The organism is Streptomyces dengpaensis, assembly GCF_002946835.1.
Classification (GTDB): Bacteria; Actinomycetota; Actinomycetes; order Streptomycetales; family Streptomycetaceae; genus Streptomyces; species Streptomyces dengpaensis.
Genome location: NZ_CP026652.1, coordinates 1432816 through 1452427 on the forward strand (window position 1 = coordinate 1432816; position 19612 = coordinate 1452427).

The 19612-nt window shown below is 70.3% G+C and carries 17 protein-coding genes and 2 pseudogenes; 11 read left to right on the plus strand and 8 right to left on the minus strand.

Features of this window, described 5'->3' with window-relative positions; all coding sequences use genetic code 11:
• Window positions 1-6 precede the first annotated feature (6 nt).
• From C4B68_RS44350 to pssA, 7 genes and pseudogenes are all read left to right on the plus strand, one after another.
• A pseudogene (locus tag C4B68_RS44350) lies at window positions 7-1386 on the plus strand (methylmalonyl-CoA mutase family protein); the annotation flags it as partial.
• 132 nt (window positions 1387-1518) lie between these two features.
• Window positions 1519-2223 (plus strand): annotated as a pseudogene (locus tag C4B68_RS44355) (cobalamin B12-binding domain-containing protein); the annotation flags it as partial.
• Window positions 2220-3242: an HpcH/HpaI aldolase/citrate lyase family protein gene (locus tag C4B68_RS06505; RefSeq protein ID WP_240634200.1), complete on the plus strand. Its 1023-nt coding sequence runs from the start codon at window positions 2220-2222 to the stop codon at window positions 3240-3242. The pseudogene C4B68_RS44355 and the gene C4B68_RS06505, both read left to right, overlap by 4 nt.
• A gap of 5 nt (window positions 3243-3247) precedes the next feature.
• A complete protein-coding gene (locus C4B68_RS06510) occupies window positions 3248-3772 on the plus strand; it encodes a MaoC family dehydratase (protein ID WP_099498461.1) in 525 nt (174 codons plus the stop codon).
• 2 nt (window positions 3773-3774) lie between these two features.
• On the plus strand, window positions 3775-4980 hold the full coding sequence (locus C4B68_RS06515) for an acyl-CoA dehydrogenase family protein (RefSeq protein ID WP_099498462.1): 1206 nt from the start codon (window positions 3775-3777) through the stop codon (window positions 4978-4980).
• Window positions 4981-5150: 170 nt separating this feature from the next.
• Entirely contained in the window at window positions 5151-5798 is a 648-nt protein-coding gene (locus C4B68_RS06520; protein WP_099498463.1) for a phosphatidylserine decarboxylase, read from the plus strand.
• Window positions 5799-5856: 58 nt separating this feature from the next.
• On the plus strand, window positions 5857-6639 hold the full coding sequence (gene pssA, locus C4B68_RS06525; protein WP_099498983.1) for a CDP-diacylglycerol--serine O-phosphatidyltransferase: 783 nt from the start codon (window positions 5857-5859) through the stop codon (window positions 6637-6639).
• Between the two features lie 95 nt (window positions 6640-6734).
• Here pssA and C4B68_RS06530 read toward each other — a convergent pair whose 3' ends face one another.
• The 5 genes from C4B68_RS06530 to C4B68_RS06550 form a co-directional block, all read right to left on the minus strand.
• The gene (locus C4B68_RS06530) at window positions 6735-7997 is read right to left on the minus strand and encodes an ABC transporter substrate-binding protein (RefSeq protein ID WP_099498464.1); all 1263 of its coding nucleotides are present in this window, start codon (window positions 7995-7997) and stop codon (window positions 6735-6737) included.
• Window positions 7994-9166, minus strand: a complete 1173-nt coding sequence (locus C4B68_RS06535; RefSeq protein ID WP_373682166.1) for a branched-chain amino acid ABC transporter permease — start codon at window positions 9164-9166, stop codon at window positions 7994-7996. The genes C4B68_RS06530 and C4B68_RS06535 overlap by 4 nt, the downstream gene beginning before the upstream one ends.
• Window positions 9159-10049: a branched-chain amino acid ABC transporter permease gene (locus C4B68_RS06540; RefSeq protein ID WP_099498465.1), complete on the minus strand. Its 891-nt coding sequence runs from the start codon at window positions 10047-10049 to the stop codon at window positions 9159-9161. The genes C4B68_RS06535 and C4B68_RS06540 overlap by 8 nt, the downstream gene beginning before the upstream one ends.
• Window positions 10046-10807, minus strand: coding sequence for an ABC transporter ATP-binding protein (locus C4B68_RS06545; protein WP_099498466.1), 762 nt, complete (start codon window positions 10805-10807; stop codon window positions 10046-10048). The genes C4B68_RS06540 and C4B68_RS06545 overlap by 4 nt, the downstream gene beginning before the upstream one ends.
• 200 nt (window positions 10808-11007) lie before the next feature.
• Window positions 11008-11817 (minus strand): ABC transporter ATP-binding protein, encoded by an 810-nt coding sequence (locus C4B68_RS06550; RefSeq protein ID WP_099498467.1) that lies wholly within the window; start codon window positions 11815-11817, stop codon window positions 11008-11010.
• A gap of 179 nt (window positions 11818-11996) precedes the next feature.
• On the opposite strand from C4B68_RS06550, the gene C4B68_RS06555 reads away from it, so the two are divergent.
• Window positions 11997-13208, plus strand: coding sequence for a PucR family transcriptional regulator (locus C4B68_RS06555; protein WP_099498468.1), 1212 nt, complete (start codon window positions 11997-11999; stop codon window positions 13206-13208).
• A 183-nt stretch (window positions 13209-13391) separates the two neighbouring features.
• On the opposite strand, the gene C4B68_RS06560 is transcribed toward C4B68_RS06555, so the two are convergent.
• On the minus strand, window positions 13392-14579 hold the full coding sequence (locus C4B68_RS06560) for a glycerate kinase (RefSeq protein ID WP_099498469.1): 1188 nt from the start codon (window positions 14577-14579) through the stop codon (window positions 13392-13394).
• Window positions 14580-14757: 178 nt separating this feature from the next.
• Between C4B68_RS06560 and C4B68_RS06565 the strand changes: the two genes are divergently transcribed.
• From C4B68_RS06565 to C4B68_RS06575, 3 genes are all read left to right on the plus strand, one after another.
• Window positions 14758-15846, plus strand: coding sequence for an ADP-ribosylglycohydrolase family protein (locus C4B68_RS06565; RefSeq protein ID WP_099498470.1), 1089 nt, complete (start codon window positions 14758-14760; stop codon window positions 15844-15846).
• 245 nt (window positions 15847-16091) lie between these two features.
• A complete protein-coding gene (locus tag C4B68_RS06570) occupies window positions 16092-16583 on the plus strand; it encodes an NUDIX domain-containing protein (RefSeq protein ID WP_099498471.1) in 492 nt (163 codons plus the stop codon).
• A gap of 85 nt (window positions 16584-16668) precedes the next feature.
• Window positions 16669-17403 carry an SIR2 family NAD-dependent protein deacylase gene (locus C4B68_RS06575; RefSeq protein ID WP_099498472.1) on the plus strand — a complete coding sequence of 245 codons (735 nt, stop codon included), beginning with the start codon at window positions 16669-16671 and terminating at the stop codon, window positions 17401-17403.
• Between the two features lie 26 nt (window positions 17404-17429).
• On the opposite strand, the gene C4B68_RS06580 is transcribed toward C4B68_RS06575, so the two are convergent.
• Window positions 17430-17948, minus strand: coding sequence for a methylated-DNA--[protein]-cysteine S-methyltransferase (locus tag C4B68_RS06580; RefSeq protein ID WP_099498473.1), 519 nt, complete (start codon window positions 17946-17948; stop codon window positions 17430-17432).
• A gap of 33 nt (window positions 17949-17981) precedes the next feature.
• Window positions 17982-19544 carry an AlkA N-terminal domain-containing protein gene (locus tag C4B68_RS06585; protein ID WP_276311557.1) on the minus strand — a complete coding sequence of 521 codons (1563 nt, stop codon included), beginning with the start codon at window positions 19542-19544 and terminating at the stop codon, window positions 17982-17984.
• Window positions 19545-19612 lie beyond the last annotated feature (68 nt).

A 19612-nucleotide genomic window follows, 5' to 3' on the forward strand; every position in this document is an offset into this window, starting at 1 on the left:
CCCCAGATGACAGAGCGCCAGAAAGACCGGCCGTGGCTCATGCGCACGTACGCCGGTCACTCCACGGCCGAGGCGTCGAACGAGCTGTACCGGCGCAACCTCGCCAAGGGCCAGACCGGCCTTTCGGTCGCGTTCGACCTGCCGACGCAGACCGGCTACGACCCCGACCACATCCTCGCCCGCGGCGAGGTCGGCCGGGTCGGGGTGCCGGTGTCCCATCTCGGTGACATGCGCCGTCTGTTCCAGGACATCCCCCTGGAGCAGATGAACACCTCGATGACCATCAACGCCACGGCCATGTGGCTGCTGGCGCTCTACCAGGTCGTCGCCGAGGAGCAGGGTGCGGACATCACCAAGCTCCAGGGGACGACCCAGAACGACATCGTGAAGGAGTACCTCTCGCGGGGGACGCACGTCTTCCCGCCGGGTCCCTCGCTCCGCCTGACGACGGACATGATCACCTACACGGTGAACCACATCCCGAAGTGGAACCCGATCAACATCTGCAGCTACCACCTGCAGGAGGCGGGCGCCACGCCGGTCCAGGAGATCGCGTACGCGATGTCCACCGCGATCGCCGTCCTGGACGCGGTGTTCGCGTCGGGCCAGATCGCCGAGGACCGCAAGGGTGACGTCGTCGCCCGTATCTCCTTCTTCGTGAACGCGGGCGTCCGCTTCATCGAGGAGATGTGCAAGATGCGGGCGTTCGGGCGGATCTGGGACAAGATCACGCGCGAGCGGTACGGCATCGAGGACCCCAAGCAGCGGCGCTTCCGGTACGGCGTCCAGGTCAACTCCCTCGGTCTGACCGAGGCGCAGCCGGAGAACAACGTCCAGCGGATCGTGCTCGAGATGCTGGCCGTGACGCTCTCGAAGGACGCACGCGCGCGTGCCGTGCAACTTCCCGCCTGGAACGAGGCGTTGGGCCTGCCCAGGCCCTGGGACCAGCAGTGGTCGCTGCGCATCCAGCAGGTGCTGGCGCACGAGAGCGATCTGCTGGAGTACGAGGACATCTTCGAGGGTTCGCATGTGATCGAGGCCAAGGTGTCGGCTCTCGTCGAGGAGTCGCTGGCCGAGATCGAGCGGATCCAGGAGATGGGCGGCGCGATGGCCGCCGTCGAGTCCGGCTACCTCAAGTCGCAGCTCGTCTCCTCGCACGCCGAGCGCCGGGGCCGTATCGAGTCCGGTCAGGAGAAGATCGTCGGTGTCAACATCTTCGAGTCGACCGAGCCGAACCCGCTCACGGCCGACTTGGACGCCGCGATCCACACGGTCGACCCGGCAGTCGAGGCCCGGGTAGTTCAGGCTCTGCGTGATTGGCGCCGCAATGCCGATAAAGTCGCCCTGTCCGACAACGCAGTTGAAGGACCTACCGCCGGGCAGGCGGAAGGTGACGCCTGTGGAGGCTTGTGTAAGACCGCGCCCTCTGGGGATCGGCAGAGGCCCGCGAAGCAGGAACCCATGGTGGTACCCAACCGCGGTACGGACCAGAATCGCCCGCCTTCGGACGAGCGAGGACGCCAACAGCCGCCCTTCAACCACTCGCGGCGGTGCAGGGCGTTGGGGCGGCTGAGAGACGCAGCCGCCACCGACGCCAACCTGATGGAAGCCACCTTGGAGTGCGCCCGCGCCGGTGTCACGACCGGCGAGTGGGCCGGGGTCCTGCGCGAGGTGTTCGGCGAGTTCCGCGCGCCGACCGGTGTCTCCTCCGCGCCCGTCGCGGTCACCGCCGAGGAGGGCACCGCGCTCGCGCTGGTGCGCCGCAAGGTGGATCTGACCGCGAAGGACCTCGGCGTCGGCAAGCTCCGCTTCCTGGTGGGCAAGCCGGGCCTGGACGGGCACTCCAACGGCGCCGAGCAGATCGCCGTGCGGGCCCGCGACGCCGGGTTCGAGGTGGTCTACCAGGGCATCCGGCTCACGCCCGAGCAGATCGTGGACGCGGCCGTCGCCGAGGACGTGCACGGTGTCGGCCTGTCCATCCTGTCCGGCTCGCACGCCCAGTTGGTGCCGGATGTGCTGGAGCGGCTGCGCGAGGCCGGAGCGGCCGACATTCCGGTGATCGCGGGCGGGATCATCCCGAACGCCGACGCCGAACAACTGCGGGCCGCGGGAGTGGCCGCGGTCTTCACCCCGAAGGACTTCGACATCACGGGAATCATCGGCCGTATCGTCGACGAGATCCGGAAAGCGAACAAGCTCGACCCCCTGGAGGTCCCCGCATGACCGCCCACCCGTCGCCCACCACCACCCTGCCTGACGGTCGCTCCGCGACCGGCTCCTCTGATTCGATCAACCGTCTGCGTCCGCGTCGCTCCTGCCTCGCGGTTCCGGGCAGCAACCCCCGCTTCCTGGAGAAGGCCCAGGGCCTCCCCGCGGACCAGGTCTTCCTCGACCTCGAGGACGCGTGTGCCCCGCTCGCCAAGCCCGAGGCGCGGCACACCATCGTCAAGTTCCTCAACGAGGGCGACTGGACTGGCAAGACGCGGGTCGTGCGCGTCAACGACTGGACGACCGAGTGGACGTACCGCGATGTCGTGACGGTGGTCGAGGGCGCGGGCCAGAACCTCGACTGCATCATGCTGCCGAAGGTGCAGGACGCCCAGCAGATCGTGGCGCTCGACCTGTTGCTGACGCAGATCGAGAAGACGATGGGCTTCGAGGTCGGCAAGATCGGTATTGAGGCGCAGATCGAGAACGCGAAGGGTCTGGTCAATGTCGACGACATTGCCGCTGCCTCGCCGCGTGTAGAGACCATCATCTTCGGCCCGGCCGACTTCATGGCGTCGATCAACATGAAGTCGCTCGTCGTCGGCGAGCAGCCCCCGGGCTACCCGGCGGACGCGTACCACTACATCCTGATGCGCATCCTGATGGCCGCCCGTACGCACAACCTCCAGGCGATCGACGGCCCCTACCTCCAGATCCGCAACCAGGAGGGCTACCGCGAGGTCGCCCAGCGCGCCGCCGCCCTCGGCTTCGACGGCAAGTGGGTGCTGCACCCGGACCAGGTCGCCGCGGCCAACGAGATCTTCTCGCCCTCCCAGGAGGACTTCGACCACGCCGAGCTGATCCTGGACGCGTACGAGTACTACACGTCCGAGGCCGGCGGCAAGAAGGGCTCCGCGATGCTCGGCGACGAGATGATCGACGAGGCCAGCCGCAAGATGGCGCTGGTCATCTCGGGCAAGGGCCGGGCCGCCGGCATGCAGCGCACCAGCACGTTCGAAGCCCCGGAGGCCTGAGCACCATGCAGTTCGGACGCACGTACGAAGAGTTCGAGGTCGGCGCGGTCTACAAGCACTGGCCCGGAAAGACGGTCACGGAGTACGACGACCACCTCTTCTGTCTCCTGACGATGAACCACCACCCGCTCCACATGGACGTCAACTACGCCGAGAACACGACGGACTTCGGCAAGAACGTCGTCGTCGGGAACTACATCTACTCGCTCCTGCTCGGCATGTCGGTCCCGGACGTCTCGGGCAAGGCGATCGCCAACCTGGAGATCGAGTCGCTGCGGCACGTGGCGCCGACCTTCCACGGCGACACGATCTACGGCGAGACGACGGTCCTCGACAAGACGCCCTCGAAGTCGAAGAACGACCGCGGGATCGTCTACGTCGAGACCAGGGGCTACAAGCAGGACGGCACGCTGGTCTGCGTGTTCCGCCGCAAGGTGATGGTCCCCACCGAGACGTACATCAAGGAGCGCGGCGGCGAGCAGCCCGGCCGCCCGGAACTGAACGCCCCTTCGGGAAAGACGGAGAAGTAGCCATGGCGCGACTCGCCCAGACCGCCGGTCTGACCGACATCCAGCAGGAGATCCTCTCCACCGTCCGCGACTTCGTGGACAAGGAGATCATCCCGGTCGCGACCGAGCTGGAGCACCGCGACGAGTACCCGCAGCAGATCGTCGACGGGCTGAAGGAACTGGGCCTCTTCGGCCTGATGATTCCGGAGGAGTACGGGGGCCTGGGCGAGTCGCTCCTCACCTACGCGCTCTGCGTCGAGGAGATCGCCCGCGGCTGGATGTCGGTCTCCGGCATCATCAACACCCACTTCATCGTGGCGTACATGCTCAAGCAGCACGGCACGCAGGAACAGAAGGACTACTTCCTGCCGCGCATGGCGCTCGGCGAGGTGCGGGGCGCGTTCTCGATGTCGGAGCCGGGCCTTGGCTCGGATGTGTCGGCGATCACGTCGAAGGCGGTCAAGGACGGCGACCAGTACGTCCTGAACGGTCAGAAGATGTGGCTGACGAACGGCGGCTCTTCGACTCTGGTGGCCGTTCTCGTCCGAAGCGACGAAGGACACCCCGAGGGGACCGCGCCCCACAAGTCGATGACGACCTTCCTGGTCGAGAAGGAGCCCGGCTTCGGAGAGGTCCGCCCCGGCCTCACCATCCCCGGGAAGATCGACAAGATGGGCTACAAGGGCGTCGACACGACCGAGCTCATCATGGACGGACTGCGCATTCCGGCCAATCGGGTGCTGGGCGGGACCACCGGCCGGGGATTTTACCAAATGATGGACGGAGTCGAGGTCGGCCGCGTGAATGTAGCGGCCCGTGGCTGCGGCGTCGCCCAGCGTGCGTTCGAGCTGGGCGTCTCCTATGCCCAGCAACGTCACACTTTCGGCAAGCCGATCGCCCAGCACCAGGCCATCCAGTTCAAGCTTGCCGAGATGGCTACCAAGGTCGAGGCCGCCCATGCCATGATGGTCAACGCTGCACGCAAAAAGGACTCCGGGGAGCGAAACGACCTCGAAGCGGGCATGGCGAAGTACCTCGCCTCCGAATACTGCAAGGAGGTCGTGGAGGATGCCTTCCGGATCCACGGCGGCTACGGCTTCTCCAAGGAGTACGAGATCGAGCGCCTCTACCGCGAGGCTCCGATGCTGTTGATCGGAGAGGGGACCGCCGAAATCCAGAAAATGATCATCGGGCGCAGGTTGCTCGAAGAGTATCGACTCCAGGGCTAGATGTCTGAGTTCGGGGTGTTTTCTTCGAGAAGAAGATCACACCCCGTCAGCACTCTTCGGCCGTCGACTCGGCAGCTTGGCTTGCCCAGTTGTGGCCCGCGACCGGTACGATCCCGGGAAAGCCGCCGTCCCCCGTTACAGCGCGGCATCATCCGCTACGAAGGTCATCCATGCCCCACAGCCAAACCTCTGCACCTCGCGGCCGGGTCCGCCTCGCGCGCGGAGCATCGCCGTGGCTTTTCCCGACCGTTGCCACCGCAGCACTCAGCCTGGTCCGCGCGCGCCGCTCCGGCGCCGCCAAGGCCGTGGCCGTACCCGCCACCGCGCTCGCGGCAGGCATGCTGTGGTTCTTCCGCGACCCCGAGCGCGAGATCGCCCGGGGCCGGGTCATCTCGCCCGCCGACGGTGTGGTGCAGAGCATCATGCCGTGGAAGGACGGACGCACTCGCGTCGCGATCTTCATGAGCCCGTTGAACGTCCATGTCAACCGTGCGCCGCTTTCCGGCACGGTGACGTCGGTCGAGCACATCCCCGGTGGGTTCGTGCCGGCGTTCAACAAGGAGAGCGAGAACAACGAGCGGGTCGTCTGGCACTTCGACACCGAGCTCGGCGACATCGAGATGATCCAGATCGCCGGCGCGGTCGCCCGTCGCATCGTCCCGTACATCCCCCAGGGCACCAAGGTCGAGCAGGGCGAGCGGATCGGTCTGATCCGCTTCGGCTCGCGCGTCGACATCTACCTCCCCGAGGGTGTCGAGGTCGACGTGGAGGTCGGTCAGAAGACCGTGGCTGGGGTGACTCGAATTGACCGTGATTGATCCCGAGACACAGGCCGGCTGGGTACCCGAGGACGACGAGGCGGATGAAGAGGAGGAGATGCCCCTCTCTCTCCGCCTCTCGATAGCGGACACCCTCACCCTCGGCAACGCCACGTGCGGCTTCATGGCGGTGTACTTCACCACCACCGGCATTCTGATCCCGCACCTCACCGGCAGCCAGGAGACGGGCATGGCGCGGCACAGCGCCGCCACGGCCGTCATCCTCATGCTCTGCGCGGCGGTCTTCGACCTCTTCGACGGTCTGGTCGCCCGCAAGCTGCGCTCCTCCCCCATGGGCGCGGAGCTGGACAACCTGTCGGACCTGATCAGCTTCGGTCTGGCGCCGGCGTACTTCGTCCTCGTCTACGGCATGGTCGCGGACGACGCGCATCAGCGGGTGGCGGCGGTGGGGGCCATCGTGGTCCTGCTGGCCGTGGTGCTGAGACTGGCGCGCTTCTCCTGCGTCACGGTCAAGGACGGCACGTTCCAGGGCATGCCGTCGCCGTTCGGGGCGCTGACGGTGGTCTCCATCGTGCTGCTGGAGCTTCCCTTCCCGGCCACCCTGATGGCGATCCTCGGCACGGCCTGGCTGATGGTGAGCCGGGTCGAGTACCCCAAGCCGCGAGGGCGCCTCGCCGTGGCGATGCTCTCCTGGATCGTGCTCAGCATGGGGCTGCTGGCGGCGTGGGCCTTCGACGCCCCGAGCGGCATGCTGCTCCTGCAGACCGGTTGCGCGCTGCAGCTGGTCATGGGTGCGGTCATTCCCCTCTTCGCCACGGCCCGGAAGGTGAACAACTTCCGGGACAACCGTCGCGAGGCCCGCGCGGCGCAGCTGCCCTAACGCCCGCCCTGTACGTCGTCGAAGGGCCCCGAACCATCTGGTTCGGGGCCCTTCGACATCGGTCGAGGGACGTCACGCGGACGTCAGCGAGGGTGTCAGGCTCCGGGGGTGTAGCCCTCGGCGGCGGACGAGGCCGCGGCCTCGCGGACGACCTTCATGCCGCCCACAGCGTTCTTGTCCGGCTGCAGGATGACGCTCTGCTTGGAGGACGGCGCCTTCGGGTCGCTGAAGTCCTGGGTGATGCCGAAGCCCACGTCGAAGGCGTCGATGGTCAGCAGGGCCTTGTCGACGCCCTCACGTGTGAGGTCCTTGGCCTCACACGCCTTCTTCAGGGCCTCGCCGAACGCGGAGACCGCGGTCCAGCCGGCCACCACGCCGTTGTCCAGGGAGTCCTTGGGATAGGCGGCCTGGTAGTCCTCGACAAGCTTCTTCGCCTCCGGGGTGTCGGCCCCGATCGGCAGCGAGGGCGAGGCCACGTAGTAGTTCGCCGTCAGGGCGGGGCCCGCCTGGGTGGCGAGCAGCTGCGGGGAGAAGGCCGAGTTGTTGCCGATGATCGGCACATTGAACTTGCCGGCCGCCGCGACACCGACGAGTGAGGCGGCCTGACGCGGGCCCGCGCTGATCACGATCGCCTTGACCCCCGCCTGCTTCAGCGCGGCGACCTGGCCGGTCATGTCGTTGTCCGTCGGTTTGATCTTCTGCTCGACGACCGTGAGCCCCGACTGCTTCGCCATGTACGTCGATCCGGTCAGCGCGTTCTCGCCGTAGTCCCCCTCGAAGTACACATGGCCGATCTTGTCGCCCTTCTTGAGGCCCTTCTCCTGCATCAGGAAGTCGATCGCGTTGATGGTCTCGATGTCGTACGTCGAGCCGATGACCCGGATGTACGGGCTGCCCAGCAGGGTGGCCGACCAGGCCTGCGGCAGGACGAGACCCTTGTCCTGGCCGTCGACGCGCTGTTTGACCGCGGCCACGAAGGGCGAGCCGATGAACTGCGTGAAGCCCAGGACCTTCGGCTCCAGCTCCGTGTACCCGGAGACGGCCTTCTGCGGGTCGTAGCCGTGGTCGCGCACCGTGAGCGCGAGCTTGTAGCCGCAGACGCCGCCCTGCGCGTTGGCCTGCTTCACGTAGAGCTGCTGGGCCTGGGTGACGCTCTTGCCGAGGGTCGCGTAGACGCCGGTCATGTCGGTGAGCACCCCGAGGTTGATCGTCTTGCCGGAGACCCCGTCGCCGGTCTTCACCCCGCCGGCCGCCTGCTTGTCGTCGTCGCCGTCCTTGGCCTTGGAACTGCAGCCGGCCAGCGCGAGCAGTACGGCAAGCGCCCCCGCGGCCAGCCTGGCCGTCTGTGTCGTCCTCATCGTTCCTCCCCTGGAGTGGACCCTGGAATGGACCCTGGAGCGGCCCCCGGAGGAGCCCCTTCGCTGGGCCTGACGCGACGCCGGGCGGCGGCCACCCTGACCAGGCCGCCCGGCAGGAAGAGCACCACCGCCACGACGGCGGCGCCGTAGAGATACCGGGATGCCTCGCCCGGTGCGACCCCGCCCGTTCCGGGGTCCGAGACGAGGGGCAGCGCGTCGCTGTAGTGGGTCAGCAGCTGCGGCAGCAGGGAGACGAACGCGGCCCCGACCACCGCCCCGGCGACCGAGCCGAGCCCGCCGATCACGATCATGGCGAGGTACTCCAGCGAGAGGGCGATCCCGAAGTAGTCGGGCACCGTCCGCTGGAAGACCAGGGCCAGCAGCACCCCGGCCAGGCCCGCGTACGTCGAGGAGAGCACGAAGACGGCGGCGCGGTAGCGGGCGACGGGCACGCCGATCACTCCGGCCGCGATCCGGTGGTCGCGGATCGCGTTCATGGCGCGGCCGGGGCGACCGCGCAGCACCCCGCGGGCGAAGAGCCCGCAGCCGAGGAGCAGTACCAGACCCGCGTACCAGAGCTTCTCGGCGGATCCGAACGGCACGGCGGCGACGACGAGTTCACGGTCGTCGAAGGTGAGGCCGAAGACGCTGAACGACGGTACGTCACGGCCGTTGAAGCCGCCCGTGAGATCGCGCGCGTTGAACAGCACGTGTTGCCCGATGAAAATCAGGGCGAGCGTGGCGATGCCGAGGTAGGCGCCGCGCAGCCGCCCCGCGATCGGGCTGAACAGGCCTCCGGCGAGCCCGGAGAGGGCGACTGCGAGCACGGCCGCGAGCCAGGTCGGCAGCCCCAGGCCGGTCAGGCCGTCGCCTCCGTCGGCGGCGAACACGCAGTAGCCGTACGCGCCGACCGCGAGGAAGAAGGCGTGCCCCATGGAGAGCTGCCCGGTCGCGCCGGTGAGCAGGTTGATGCCGATCGCGCCGATGGCCGCGGCCATCGCGAACAGGCCGGCCTGGAGCCAGAAGCGGTCGAGGTAGAAGGGCAGGGCGAGCAGCAGGACGCCGCCGGCGGTCCACCCGTACGCCCGGGAGCCGGGCAGCCGCAGGGCGGGGCCGCGAGCGGGCCGGGGCGCGCCGCTCGCCTCTTCGCGGGTGAGGACCTCAGACACGGGCGAGCTCCTTCGTGCCGAACAGCCCGGCGGGCCGGATGAGCAGGATCGCGACCATGACCAGGTAGGGCGCGAGGTCGCCGAGGCCGCGCCCGAGGAAGGTGAGGTCGCTCTGGTAGCCGGTCGCCAGGGACTCGGTGACGCCGACGAGAAGGCCGCCGACCAGCGCGCCCGTCGTCGAGTCGAGGCCCCCGAGGATCGCCGCGGGGAACGCCTTCAGCGCGGCGAGCGACGTGGCCCGTTCCAGGCCGGGTGTCGGGAAGACGGTCAGGAACAGCGCGGCGACGGCGGCGAGTCCCCCGGCCACCGCCCAGGCCCCGAGCGACACCCGGCCGAGCCGCACGCCCATCAGAGCCGCGGTCTCCGGGCTCTCCGCGGCCGCGCGCATCGCCACGCCCCAGGACGTGTACCGGAAGGCCAGCAGGAAGACCGTGATGAGCAGGGCCGCGGCGACGAAGGCCGCGATCCGGGTGTGCGCGAGGGAGACCGGCCCGACGGTGAGCACGGCGTCGCCCCACGGATCGCCCAGCGCCAGGACGTCCGTACCGAGGCGGCGGGTCAGCTCGGTGGTGAGCAGGATGTCGACGCCGATGGTGACGATGGCGAGGACACTGTGGTCGGAGCCGCGATAGCGGCGCATCACCAAGAACTCCACGGCGGCCCCCACCAGCGCGGCGCCCGCGACACCGGCGAGCAGGGCGGGCCAGAAGCCGATGTCGTCGTGGAGGGTCGCGGTGACGTAGCCGCCCGCGAGAAGCAGCGAGGCGTGGGCGAAGTTGACGACCTCGGTGGCCCGGAAGATGACGACGAAGCCGAGGGCGATGAGGGCGTAGACGGAGCCCAACGAGACGCCGTTGAGCAGGAGTTCGGCGAAGGTGCTCATGAAACGGTCCCCTCTCCGTCCGTGCGCTCACCCAGGTAGGCACGCACCACCGCGGGATCGTTCTGTACGTCGCCGGGGGCGCCGTCGGCGATCAGGCGCCCGAAGTCCAGTACGGTCACCGCGTCCGCGAGCCGCATCACCACCCCCATGTCGTGTTCCACCAGGACGATCGAGATGCCGAGGCTGTCGCGGACCCCGGCGACGACCGCGGCGGTACGGCGCCGTTCGTCGGCGGTCATGCCCGCGACGGGTTCGTCGAGGAGCAGGATCCGCGGCTCCATGCACAGGGCCCGGGCGAGTTCGGCGAGTTTCTGCTGCCCGTACGGGAGCGACCCCGCGGGCCGGTCGAGGTGGCGCTCCAGGCCCACGAACGCGGCGATCTCGCGGACGCGTTCGCGGTGCCGCCGCTCCTCGCGTGCCGCCGTGGGCAGCCGCAGTCCCGCGGCGAGGAAACCGGTACGGGTCAGCCGATGGCGGCCGAGCAGCAGGCAGTCCTCGACGGTGGCGTGCGGGGGCAGGGCGAGGTTCTGGAAGATACGGGCGACGCCAAGCTCCGCGATGCGGTGGGGCGGCAGGCCGGTCAGCTCCTGGTCGCCGAAGCGGACGCTGCCGGCAGCGGGCCGGCAGACACCGGACAGCACGTTGAAGCACGTGGACTTTCCCGCGCCGTTGGGTCCGATGAGAGCGTGCACGGTGCCCGGACGCACGGTGAAGCTGACCCCGTCCAGCGCGGTCAGCCCGGCGAAGCGGACCGTCACGTCCCTGACGTGAAGCGGCGGGACGTCGGGGGCTGCGGGTGGGTGTGCGGTTTCAAGGGCTTCAGGGCCCTCGGGGTATTCGGGGCCCTCGGGGGCTCCGGCGGTCTCGGGGACTTCGGCGGGCTCGGGGACGCCGCCTGATGCTGGAGCCTGTGCGGCGTCGGACGTCCCGGCGTTTTCAGGGCTTTCCACGGTGGGGCTCACCCCTTCCAGCGCGACAGGGCCGGAAGTCCGCCGCGCGCCGACGAGGACGCGTCGGCCGCCGCGTCCTCGTCGACCACGCCGAGATAGCGACGGCGCACCTCGTCGGAGGCGGCGAGCTCGTCCGCGGGACCGGAGAGGGTCACCTCGCCGACCTCCAGGACGTACGCGCGGGAAGCGAGCCGCAGGGCGAGGGCGGCGTTCTGCTCGACGAGGAGGACTGAGGTGCCCTGCTCGTTGATCTCCCGTACGGTGTCGGCGATCCGCGCGGCCATCAGCGGGGCGAGCCCGAGCGAGGGCTCGTCGAGGAGCAGCACCTTCGGGGCGCCCATGAGCGCCCGCCCGACCGCGAGCATCTGCTGCTCCCCGCCCGACAGCAGGCCGGCCCGCTGCTGGGCCCGGTCGGCGAGCACGGGGAACAGGTCGTGCACGCGGCGCAGGGCGCGGGCCCGGTCCGCCCGGCCGCCGGGGCCGCCGAGCGCCCCGGCGCGCAGATTGTCCGCGACCGTCATCCGGGCGAACACCCGCCGCCCCTCCGGGACTTGGGACACCCCGGCGGCGACCACCCGGTCCGGCGCCAGCCGGTCCAGCGGGCGCCCGCCCAGGCTGACCGTGCCGCCAGTCACCGCTCCCCCATGGAAGGAGAGGGTCCGGCACACCGCCCGCAGCAGCGTCGACTTGCCCGCGCCATTGCTGCCGAGGACCGCCACCACGGCTCCCTCGGGCACCTCCAGCGACACCTGACGCAGTGCGCGCACGGGTCCGTATCCGACCGACAGATCCCGCACAAGAAGAGCGGAACCGCCCATGGCACCCCCCATTCCTCACTCGGTGTGGCGCTCACCTCACCACCGGCGGGGACGCCCGTCCACGGCACGCGGGCGAAACGCGGCGGGAGCCCAGAGGTGGCGGCAGCCGGTTGTGCGCGCGCACAACACCGCGCGTCAGGGGCCTGTCCGGCAGCGTCCCTCGGTGGCATCCTCCGGCCATGGGAGGGCGCAGACCGCGAACCGGTCATGACTGGAAACTGCTCGCGGAGGCCTGCACGGCTCTGCTGGAACGGCTGCCGGAACTCGTCGACGAGCATCTGCGGCAGCTCACCGAGTACTCCCCGGTCTACGGACAGGTGCTGCCGTACGACCAGCAGTGGCGGGAGGCGGAGACGGCGATGCGTGTCGGCATCGAGACGATCACCGCGCCACGGGACTCGCCGCGCCGCGACCTGCAGCACGCCGAGGAGGCGGGCCGGCGCCGGGCCCAGCAGGGGCTGCCGCTGGAACTGCTCGTGCACGCCTACCGTGCCGCGGGCTATCTCGTGTGGGACGCGCTGCTGGAGAGCGCGGTGGGCCGCGAGCCCGAGCGGCTCGCGGCGCTGATGCGGTCCGCGACGATGGTGTGGTCGGCCGTGGACGCGCAGGCCACCATCGCGTCGGAGGCCTACCTTGCCACGGAGCGGGAGCTGCGGCGCCGTACGGACGAGCGGTTGCAGGCCCTGCTCGACGCCCTGCTCGAAGGACAGGAGGCGCCCGGACTCGCGGCGCGGGCGGCCGCGGGGCTCGATCTGCCGGAGCGCGGGCCGTATGCCGTGGTGGTGCTGCGTGCCGAGCGCCGCGACGGGCGGGAGGCGTTTCCCCGGCCCCTGCTGGGAGCCGGGCTCCGTTTCATCTGGCGGATGCGGGCCGACTGTGAGATCGGCGTGGTGGCACTGGGCCCCGGTCAGGGTCTCGACGCGGTGGCGCACCTGCTGGACGGACGGTGCTCGGGGCCGGGCGGTATCAGTCCGGTGGTGTCGGGCCTCGCCGAGCTGGGGCGGGCGCGGCGGATGGCCGAACTGGCCTTACGCACCTGCCCGCCGGACGCGACGGATGTCGTACGCCTCGATCAGCGGATGCCGACCGCCCTGGTGGTGAGCCAGCCGGAGCTCGCGGGGCGGTTGGTCGCGGACGTGTTCGGAACGCTGCTGGAGCTGGAGCCGGCGGATCGGGCGGTGCTGCTCGAAACGCTCGACGCGTGGCTGGCCTGCGAAGGTTCCGCGGGCCGGGCCGCGGGGCGTCTGTACTGCCATCGCAACACGGTGTTCAACCGCCTGCGGCGCCTGGAACAACTGACGTCCAGGTCCCTGGCCCGCCCCAGGGACCTGATCGAGATGACGCTGGCGCTGGACGCGTATCGGTTGGCGGGAGGCGGAGCGGCGGCCTGAGTTTTCAGCTCCGGCCGGCAAGTCTCAGCCCGTCCGGCGCTTGAGGACGAGCGCGAAGCGCGATGTCTTTCAGCCCGTCCGGCGTTTGAGGACGAGCGCGTCAGCGCGACACGGGGGGTCTGGGGGGCAGAGCCCCCCAGATACGGGACGGGTAGGGGCGGAGGGGGCGAAGAAACCCCCCACTCACCCCAGCCCGTCGCTCAAGAAGTCCCGCCCGATGTTCTCCGCCACCCGCTCCAGAATGGGCCCGGCGTCCGCGATGCACTTCGCGACGTCGGGCTCCAGCTCGGTCAACGGGTAGGCGCGGCGAATGCCGGCCTTACCGAGGACCTCAGGAGGGAGGGCGAGCCGACCGCAGACGGCGATGACCTCCTTGCCCGCCGCACGCGCGGCCGCGGCGACACCGGCAGGAGCCTTCCCATGAAGGGTCTGCTCATCGAGCGACCCCTCACCGGTGATCACCAGCGTGGCCCGGTCCAGCGCGGACGCGAACCCGAGCACATCGAGCATGACCTCGATACCGGACCGGAACCGGGCGCCGAGCACGAGGGCCCCGTATCCGATCCCACCCGCGGCCCCGGCACCGGGGGCTGCCGCGTACGCGGCGGCCTTGGGGCCGACTGCCTTCTCCAGGACGGTGGCGAAGTGGGCGAGGGCAGCGTCGAGGACGGCCACGTCGTCAGGGCTCGCCCCCTTCTGAGGACCGTAGACGGCGGGGGCGCCCTTGGGCCCGGTGAGCGGATTGTCCACGTCGCTGGCGAGGACGAAGTCCACGGAAGCCGAGCTCGAGGGCGAAGCCGAGAAGAGGCGACGGTCCAGCCCGGACAAATCGGCGGTCACCACGTCACGCAACGCACCCCCACCCGGCCCCACCGGCTCCCCCTCCGCGTCCAGAAAACGCGCCCCGAGCGCGGACAACATCCCCGCTCCACCATCCGTCGTGGCGCTACCGCCAACGCCGAACACAATCGTGCGCGCACCGGCGTCCAACGCGGCGCGCAGCAGCTCGCCAGAGCCGTACGTGGACGCCGTGAGCGGCGCGAAGACCCCGGCGGGCAGCCGCTGCAGCCCGCTCGCCTCCGCCATCTCCACGACCGCGGTGTCACCGCGCAGCGCATACGCCGCGGTCACCTCGTCACCCAGCGGCCCGGCCACCCGCACCTCACGCCGCTCGAAGCCCGCGGCGACCGCCGCGTCGACGGTGCCGTCGCCGCCGTCGGCCACCGGCAGCGACTCGACTTCGACGCGCGGCGCGACCCGGCGCAGTCCCGCCGTGACCCGCTCCGCGACCTGTACGGCCGTCAGCGATCCCTTGAACTTGTCCGCGGCGATGAGCACACGCGGAGTCCGATTCCCTGCAGCGTCCGCCACCTTGCATTCCCCTTGCTTTCCGGGCCTTGCTCACGTCAAGGCAGTCGCGCCGCTGCGACCTTAACCGGAGGGAGCCCCCGCCGTCATGCCCCGCCCGCCCGCGGAACCACACGGCTCCCCGATTGTCCGGCTCCCGGAATACCGCGCGTGCCCGCCCGGAATTGGGTAAACCAGAGCTATGACCCCTGTGGGCACTGAGCTCGCCGACCGCATCCTCGGGGGCTGGCTGGGCCGGATCGCCGGCAACATGCTCGGCAAGCCGGTCGAGCAGGGCGACCACTGGACGCGGGACCGGATCGACCGTTATCTGCGGCAGGCCGCGGCCCTGCCACTCACCGACTACCTGCCCGAACCCGTCACCGCCGACGGCGGCCCTGACGACGGCGGCGGCGAGTTCGAGCTGCGGCCCGAGTGGCGGCAGTGCGTACGCGGCCGTATTCACGGCAGCTGCCGTGACGACGACGTCGACTACGCCATCCTCGGGCTCGACCTCCTGGAGACCCACGGCTTCTCCTTCAGCACGGAGCAGGTCGGTGATCTGTGGCTGCTGCGGCTGCCGTATCTGCAGACGTTCACGGCGGAGCGGGCCGCGTACCGCAACCTCGCCAATGGGCTGAAACCGCCGCTGACGGCGACGTACGAGAATCCCTACCAGGAGTGGATCGGTGCGCTCATCCGCGCCGACGTCTACGGCTGGACCAGCCCCGGGCAGCCGCGCCGTGCGGCCTCCCTGGCCCGCCGGGACGCCGTCCTCTCCCACACCGGCAACGGCGTGTACGGCGCGATGTGGGCGGCGGCGCTGATCTCCGCGGCGTTCACCGCCCCCACCGTGCGGCAGGCGCTGGACACGGCGCTCACGGTCATCCCCGCGAGCAGCCGCCTCGCGCGCACCGTGCGCCGGGTGCTCACGCTCCACGAGACCCGGATGCCCTGGGAGGACACACTCAGCACCGTGGGTGAGGAGACCGCGGGCCTCGGCTGGATCCACACGATCCCGAACGCCGCGGTCCTGACCGCGGGGCTCCTGTACGGCGACGGCGACTTCACCCGCACCATCACGCTGACCGTCCGCGGCGGCCTGGACACCGACTCGAACGGGGCGACCGCGGGCTCCGTCGCGGGCGTCCTGTGCGGGGCCGAGGCCGTCCCATCCCAGTGGAAGGATCCGCTGGAGGACACGGTCCGCAGCGCGGTGTTCGGCTTCGACGGGGTACAGATCAGCGAGCTGGCATCGCGCACGGTCGCGCTCGCGGAGGCCGAGACATAGCGCACAGTCCCACTCGCGAAGGCCGGGACATAGCGCACAGTCCCACTCGCGAAGGCCGAGACATAGCACACAGTCCCACTCGCGGAGGCCGAGACATAGCGGACGGCGGCCCTAGGGACGGTGGCGTGACCCCGAAGTACCGCACGTACGCCGGGCGTTGGCGTAGGCGAGCCTTTGCCGCCTCGCCCAGCTGAGCAGGGCAGCGAGCCGGAGGAACGGTTGCCGAAGCTCGTTACCCTTCGTGGATGACCACTCAAGACTTCGCCACCTACATCGCCGGCCTGCCCCGCGTCCTCGCCGGGGCCGCCGCCCTCTTCCGTGACGCCGAAGGGCGAGTGCTGCTCGTCGAGCCCAACTACCGTGAGGGCTGGGCCCTTCCGGGTGGCACCGTCGAATCCGACGACGGGGAAACCCCACGGCAGGGCGCGCGCCGTGAGACCGCCGAGGAGATCGGCCTCGACGTCGAGCTCGGACGGCTCCTCGCGGTCGACTGGGTGCACGGTGCGGCGCGGCCCCCGCTGGTGGCCTACCTGTACGACGGCGGGGTCCTCGGCGAGGACGACCTCAAGTCGATCCGCCTGCAGGAGGAGGAGCTGCTCTCCTGGCGGCTGGTGCCGCGCGGGGAACTGGCCGAGTATCTGCCGGGTGCCCTGGGGCGGCGCGTACTCGCCGGGCTCGACGTACTGGCCAAGGGCGCGGGGACGGCGGAGCTGGAAAACGGCCACCGGGTGGGCTGACCGGGCGCGCAACAGCCGCCAAACCTCCTCGAAGACCAGCGATATCCATTCGCCGCGCCCCGCCGCGCGGCCTACCCTCGGCAGCATGACCAAGCCACTCGTCGCCCTTCTCAGCGGTGCCGGGATCTCCACGGATTCCGGGATCCCGGACTACCGCGGCCCCAACGGTCTGTGGCGGCGTGACCCCGAAGCCGAGAAGCTCGTCACGTACGAGTACTACATGGGCGATCCGGAGATCCGGCGACGCTCCTGGCAGATGCGGCGGAAGAACCGCACGCTGCAGGCGGAGCCGAATGCCGCGCACCGGGCCGTGGCCGAGCTGGAGCGGTCCGGGGTGCCGGTGCGGGTGATCACGCAGAACGTGGACGGGCTGCATCAGCTGGCCGGCATGCCGGCGCGGAAGGTGCTGGAACTGCACGGGACCGCGCGGACCGTGGTGTGCACCAAGTGCCACGCGAGGGCGCCGATGGAGGACGCGCTCGCGCGGGTCGACGCCGGTGAGGACGATCCGCCGTGCCTGGAGTGCGGCGGGATCCTCAAGTCGGCGACGGTGATGTTCGGCGAGCGGCTCGACCCGGTGGTGCTGGGTGAGGCGGTCGCCATCACCAAGGCCTGCCAGGTGTTCATCGCCGTCGGCAGCAGCCTCCAGGTGCAGCCCGCCGCGGGGCTCGCCGGTGTCGCCGCCGATCACGGAGCACGGCTGATCATCGTCAACGCCGAGCCGACACCGTACGACGACCGCGCCGACGAAGTCGTACGGGAACCGATCGGCACCGCCCTGCCGGAGCTGCTGCGCACGCTGAGCGACCAGAGCAACTAGCAGGAGCTGGCTGCGACTGGCACGGACTAGAAGAGAGCCGTGCCGCTCTCGAAGTCCAGCAGTCGCTTCTTGCGGTCCAGGCCGCCGCCGTATCCCGTGAGGCTGCCGTTCGCGCCGACGACGCGGTGGCAGGGCACGATGATGCCGATCGGGTTCTTGCCGTTGGCGAGGCCGACCGCGCGGGAGGCCTTGGGGTTGCCGAGGGCGTCGGCGAGCTCGCCGTACGAGCGGATCTCGCCGTACGGGATCGTGCGGAGCAGGTCCCAGACGCTGCGCTGGAAGGGCGTGCCGGCCAGCCGCAGGGGCAGGTCGAATTCCTTCAACTCCCCCGCGAAATAGGCGTGTAGCTGTGCGGTCGCCTCACCGAAGGGGGTGTCGTCGCTCCCCCACGCTCGGCTTCGCTCGCGCGGGGGGACCCCCATGCCGAAGGTCTCCTCGGGTGGGCGGTGGCGTTGGCCGGCCATGTAGAGGCCACACAGGACGCCGTCGTCGGCGACGAGGGTCAGAGGGCCGTACGGGCTGTCGATGACTGTGTGCTGTTTCACCGTTCAGAACTTTCTGGGCATCCTTGAATGGGCTTACACAGGAAGGAAGTTGATCGGGTGGCTGTCGGTCGCCCACAGGTACTGGACCGCGTACGCGCGCCAGGGGCGCCAGGCCGCGGCGCGTGCCGTGAGGGCGGCCGGGGTGGAGGGGAGGCCCAACTCCTGGGCGGCGCGCCGGATTCCGAGGTCGGTGGCGAGGAAGGCGTCGGGGTCGCCGAGGGCACGCATGGCGATGGCGTCGACCGTCCAGGGGCCGAAACCGGGAAGCGCCAGCAGCCGGGCGCGCGCCTCCTCCCAGTCGCTGTCCACCCCCAAGTGGAGGGCTCCGTCGGCGAGTTGGCGTACCAGTGTGGTGAACGTCGTGCGGCGGGTGCGTGGCATCGCGAGCGACTCGGGGTCGAGTGCGGCGAGCGACTCGGCCGAGGGGAAGAGGTGGGTGAGGCCGCCCTCGGGGTCGTCGACCGGTTCGCCGTGCGCGGTGACCAGGCGGGCCGCATGGGTGCGGGCGGCGGCCGTCGAGACCTGCTGGCCCAGCACGGCCCGTACGGCGAACTCGGCCTCGTCGACCGTGCGCGGCACCCGGCGGCCCGGCGCCTTGTCGACGAGCGGCGTGAGCAGCGGATCGGTGCGCAGCTGGTCGTCGACCGCGACCGGGTCGGCGTCCAGGTCGAGCATGCGGCGGCAGCGGCTGATCGCGACGGGCAGGTCGCGCAGGTCGCTGAGGGTCAGGCGGCAGGCGATGTGGTCCGACTTCGGCGTCAGCCCGACGATCCCGTGCCCGTACGGCAGCCGCAGGGTCCGCCGGTACGCCCCGTCGCGCCACTCCTCCACGCCGGGTACGGCGGTCGCCGCCAGGTGTCCGAAGAGGTTGTCGGGGTTGAGCGGGGCCCGGAAGGGAAGCCGGAGGCTCAGCGCTCCCGGGGTGCCTCCGGCCTGTGCCGCCGGCGTGTCTCCAACCGGTACCTCTGGCGTGCCGCCCGCCCGTACACCCGGCGTGTCCGCCGTGCCTCCCGCCCGCCTCTTGGGCAGCCGGGCGCGCAGCTCGCTCGGCGACTGGGCGAAGACCTCGCGCACGGTGTCGTTGAAGGTGCGGATCGACGCGAACCCCGCCGCGAAGGCGATCTCCGCGATCGGGAGGGGGGTCGTCTCGATGAGCAGCCGCGCGGTCTGGGCGCGCTGGGCCCGGGCGAGGGCGAGCGGTCCCGCGCCCAGCTCGGTCAGCAGTTGCCGTTCGATCTGGCGGGTGCTGTAGCCGAGCCGGGTGGCCAGGCCCGGGACGCCCTCGCGGTCCACGATGCCGTCGCCGATCAGGCGCATCGCGCGGGCGACGAGGTCGGCGCGCTGGTTCCATGCGGGCGAGCCGGGGCTGGCGTCCGGCCGGCACCGCTTGCAGGCCCGGAACCCGGCCTGCTGGCAGGCGGCGGCGCTCGGGTAGAAGGTCATGTTCTCGGGCTTCGGCGGCACGACCGGGCAGCTGGGCCGGCAGTAGATCCGTGTGGTCAGGACCGCCGTGAAGACCCATCCGTCGAACCGCGCGTCCTTCGACTGGACGGCGCGCACGCAGCGCTCTGTGTCCGTGTGCATTCCGTTCCGCATGCCTCAAGCATCGGGCACGCGAGGGGGCAGGTCTGGCGAGAATGCGACATGGAGGTGTCCTGGCCTGG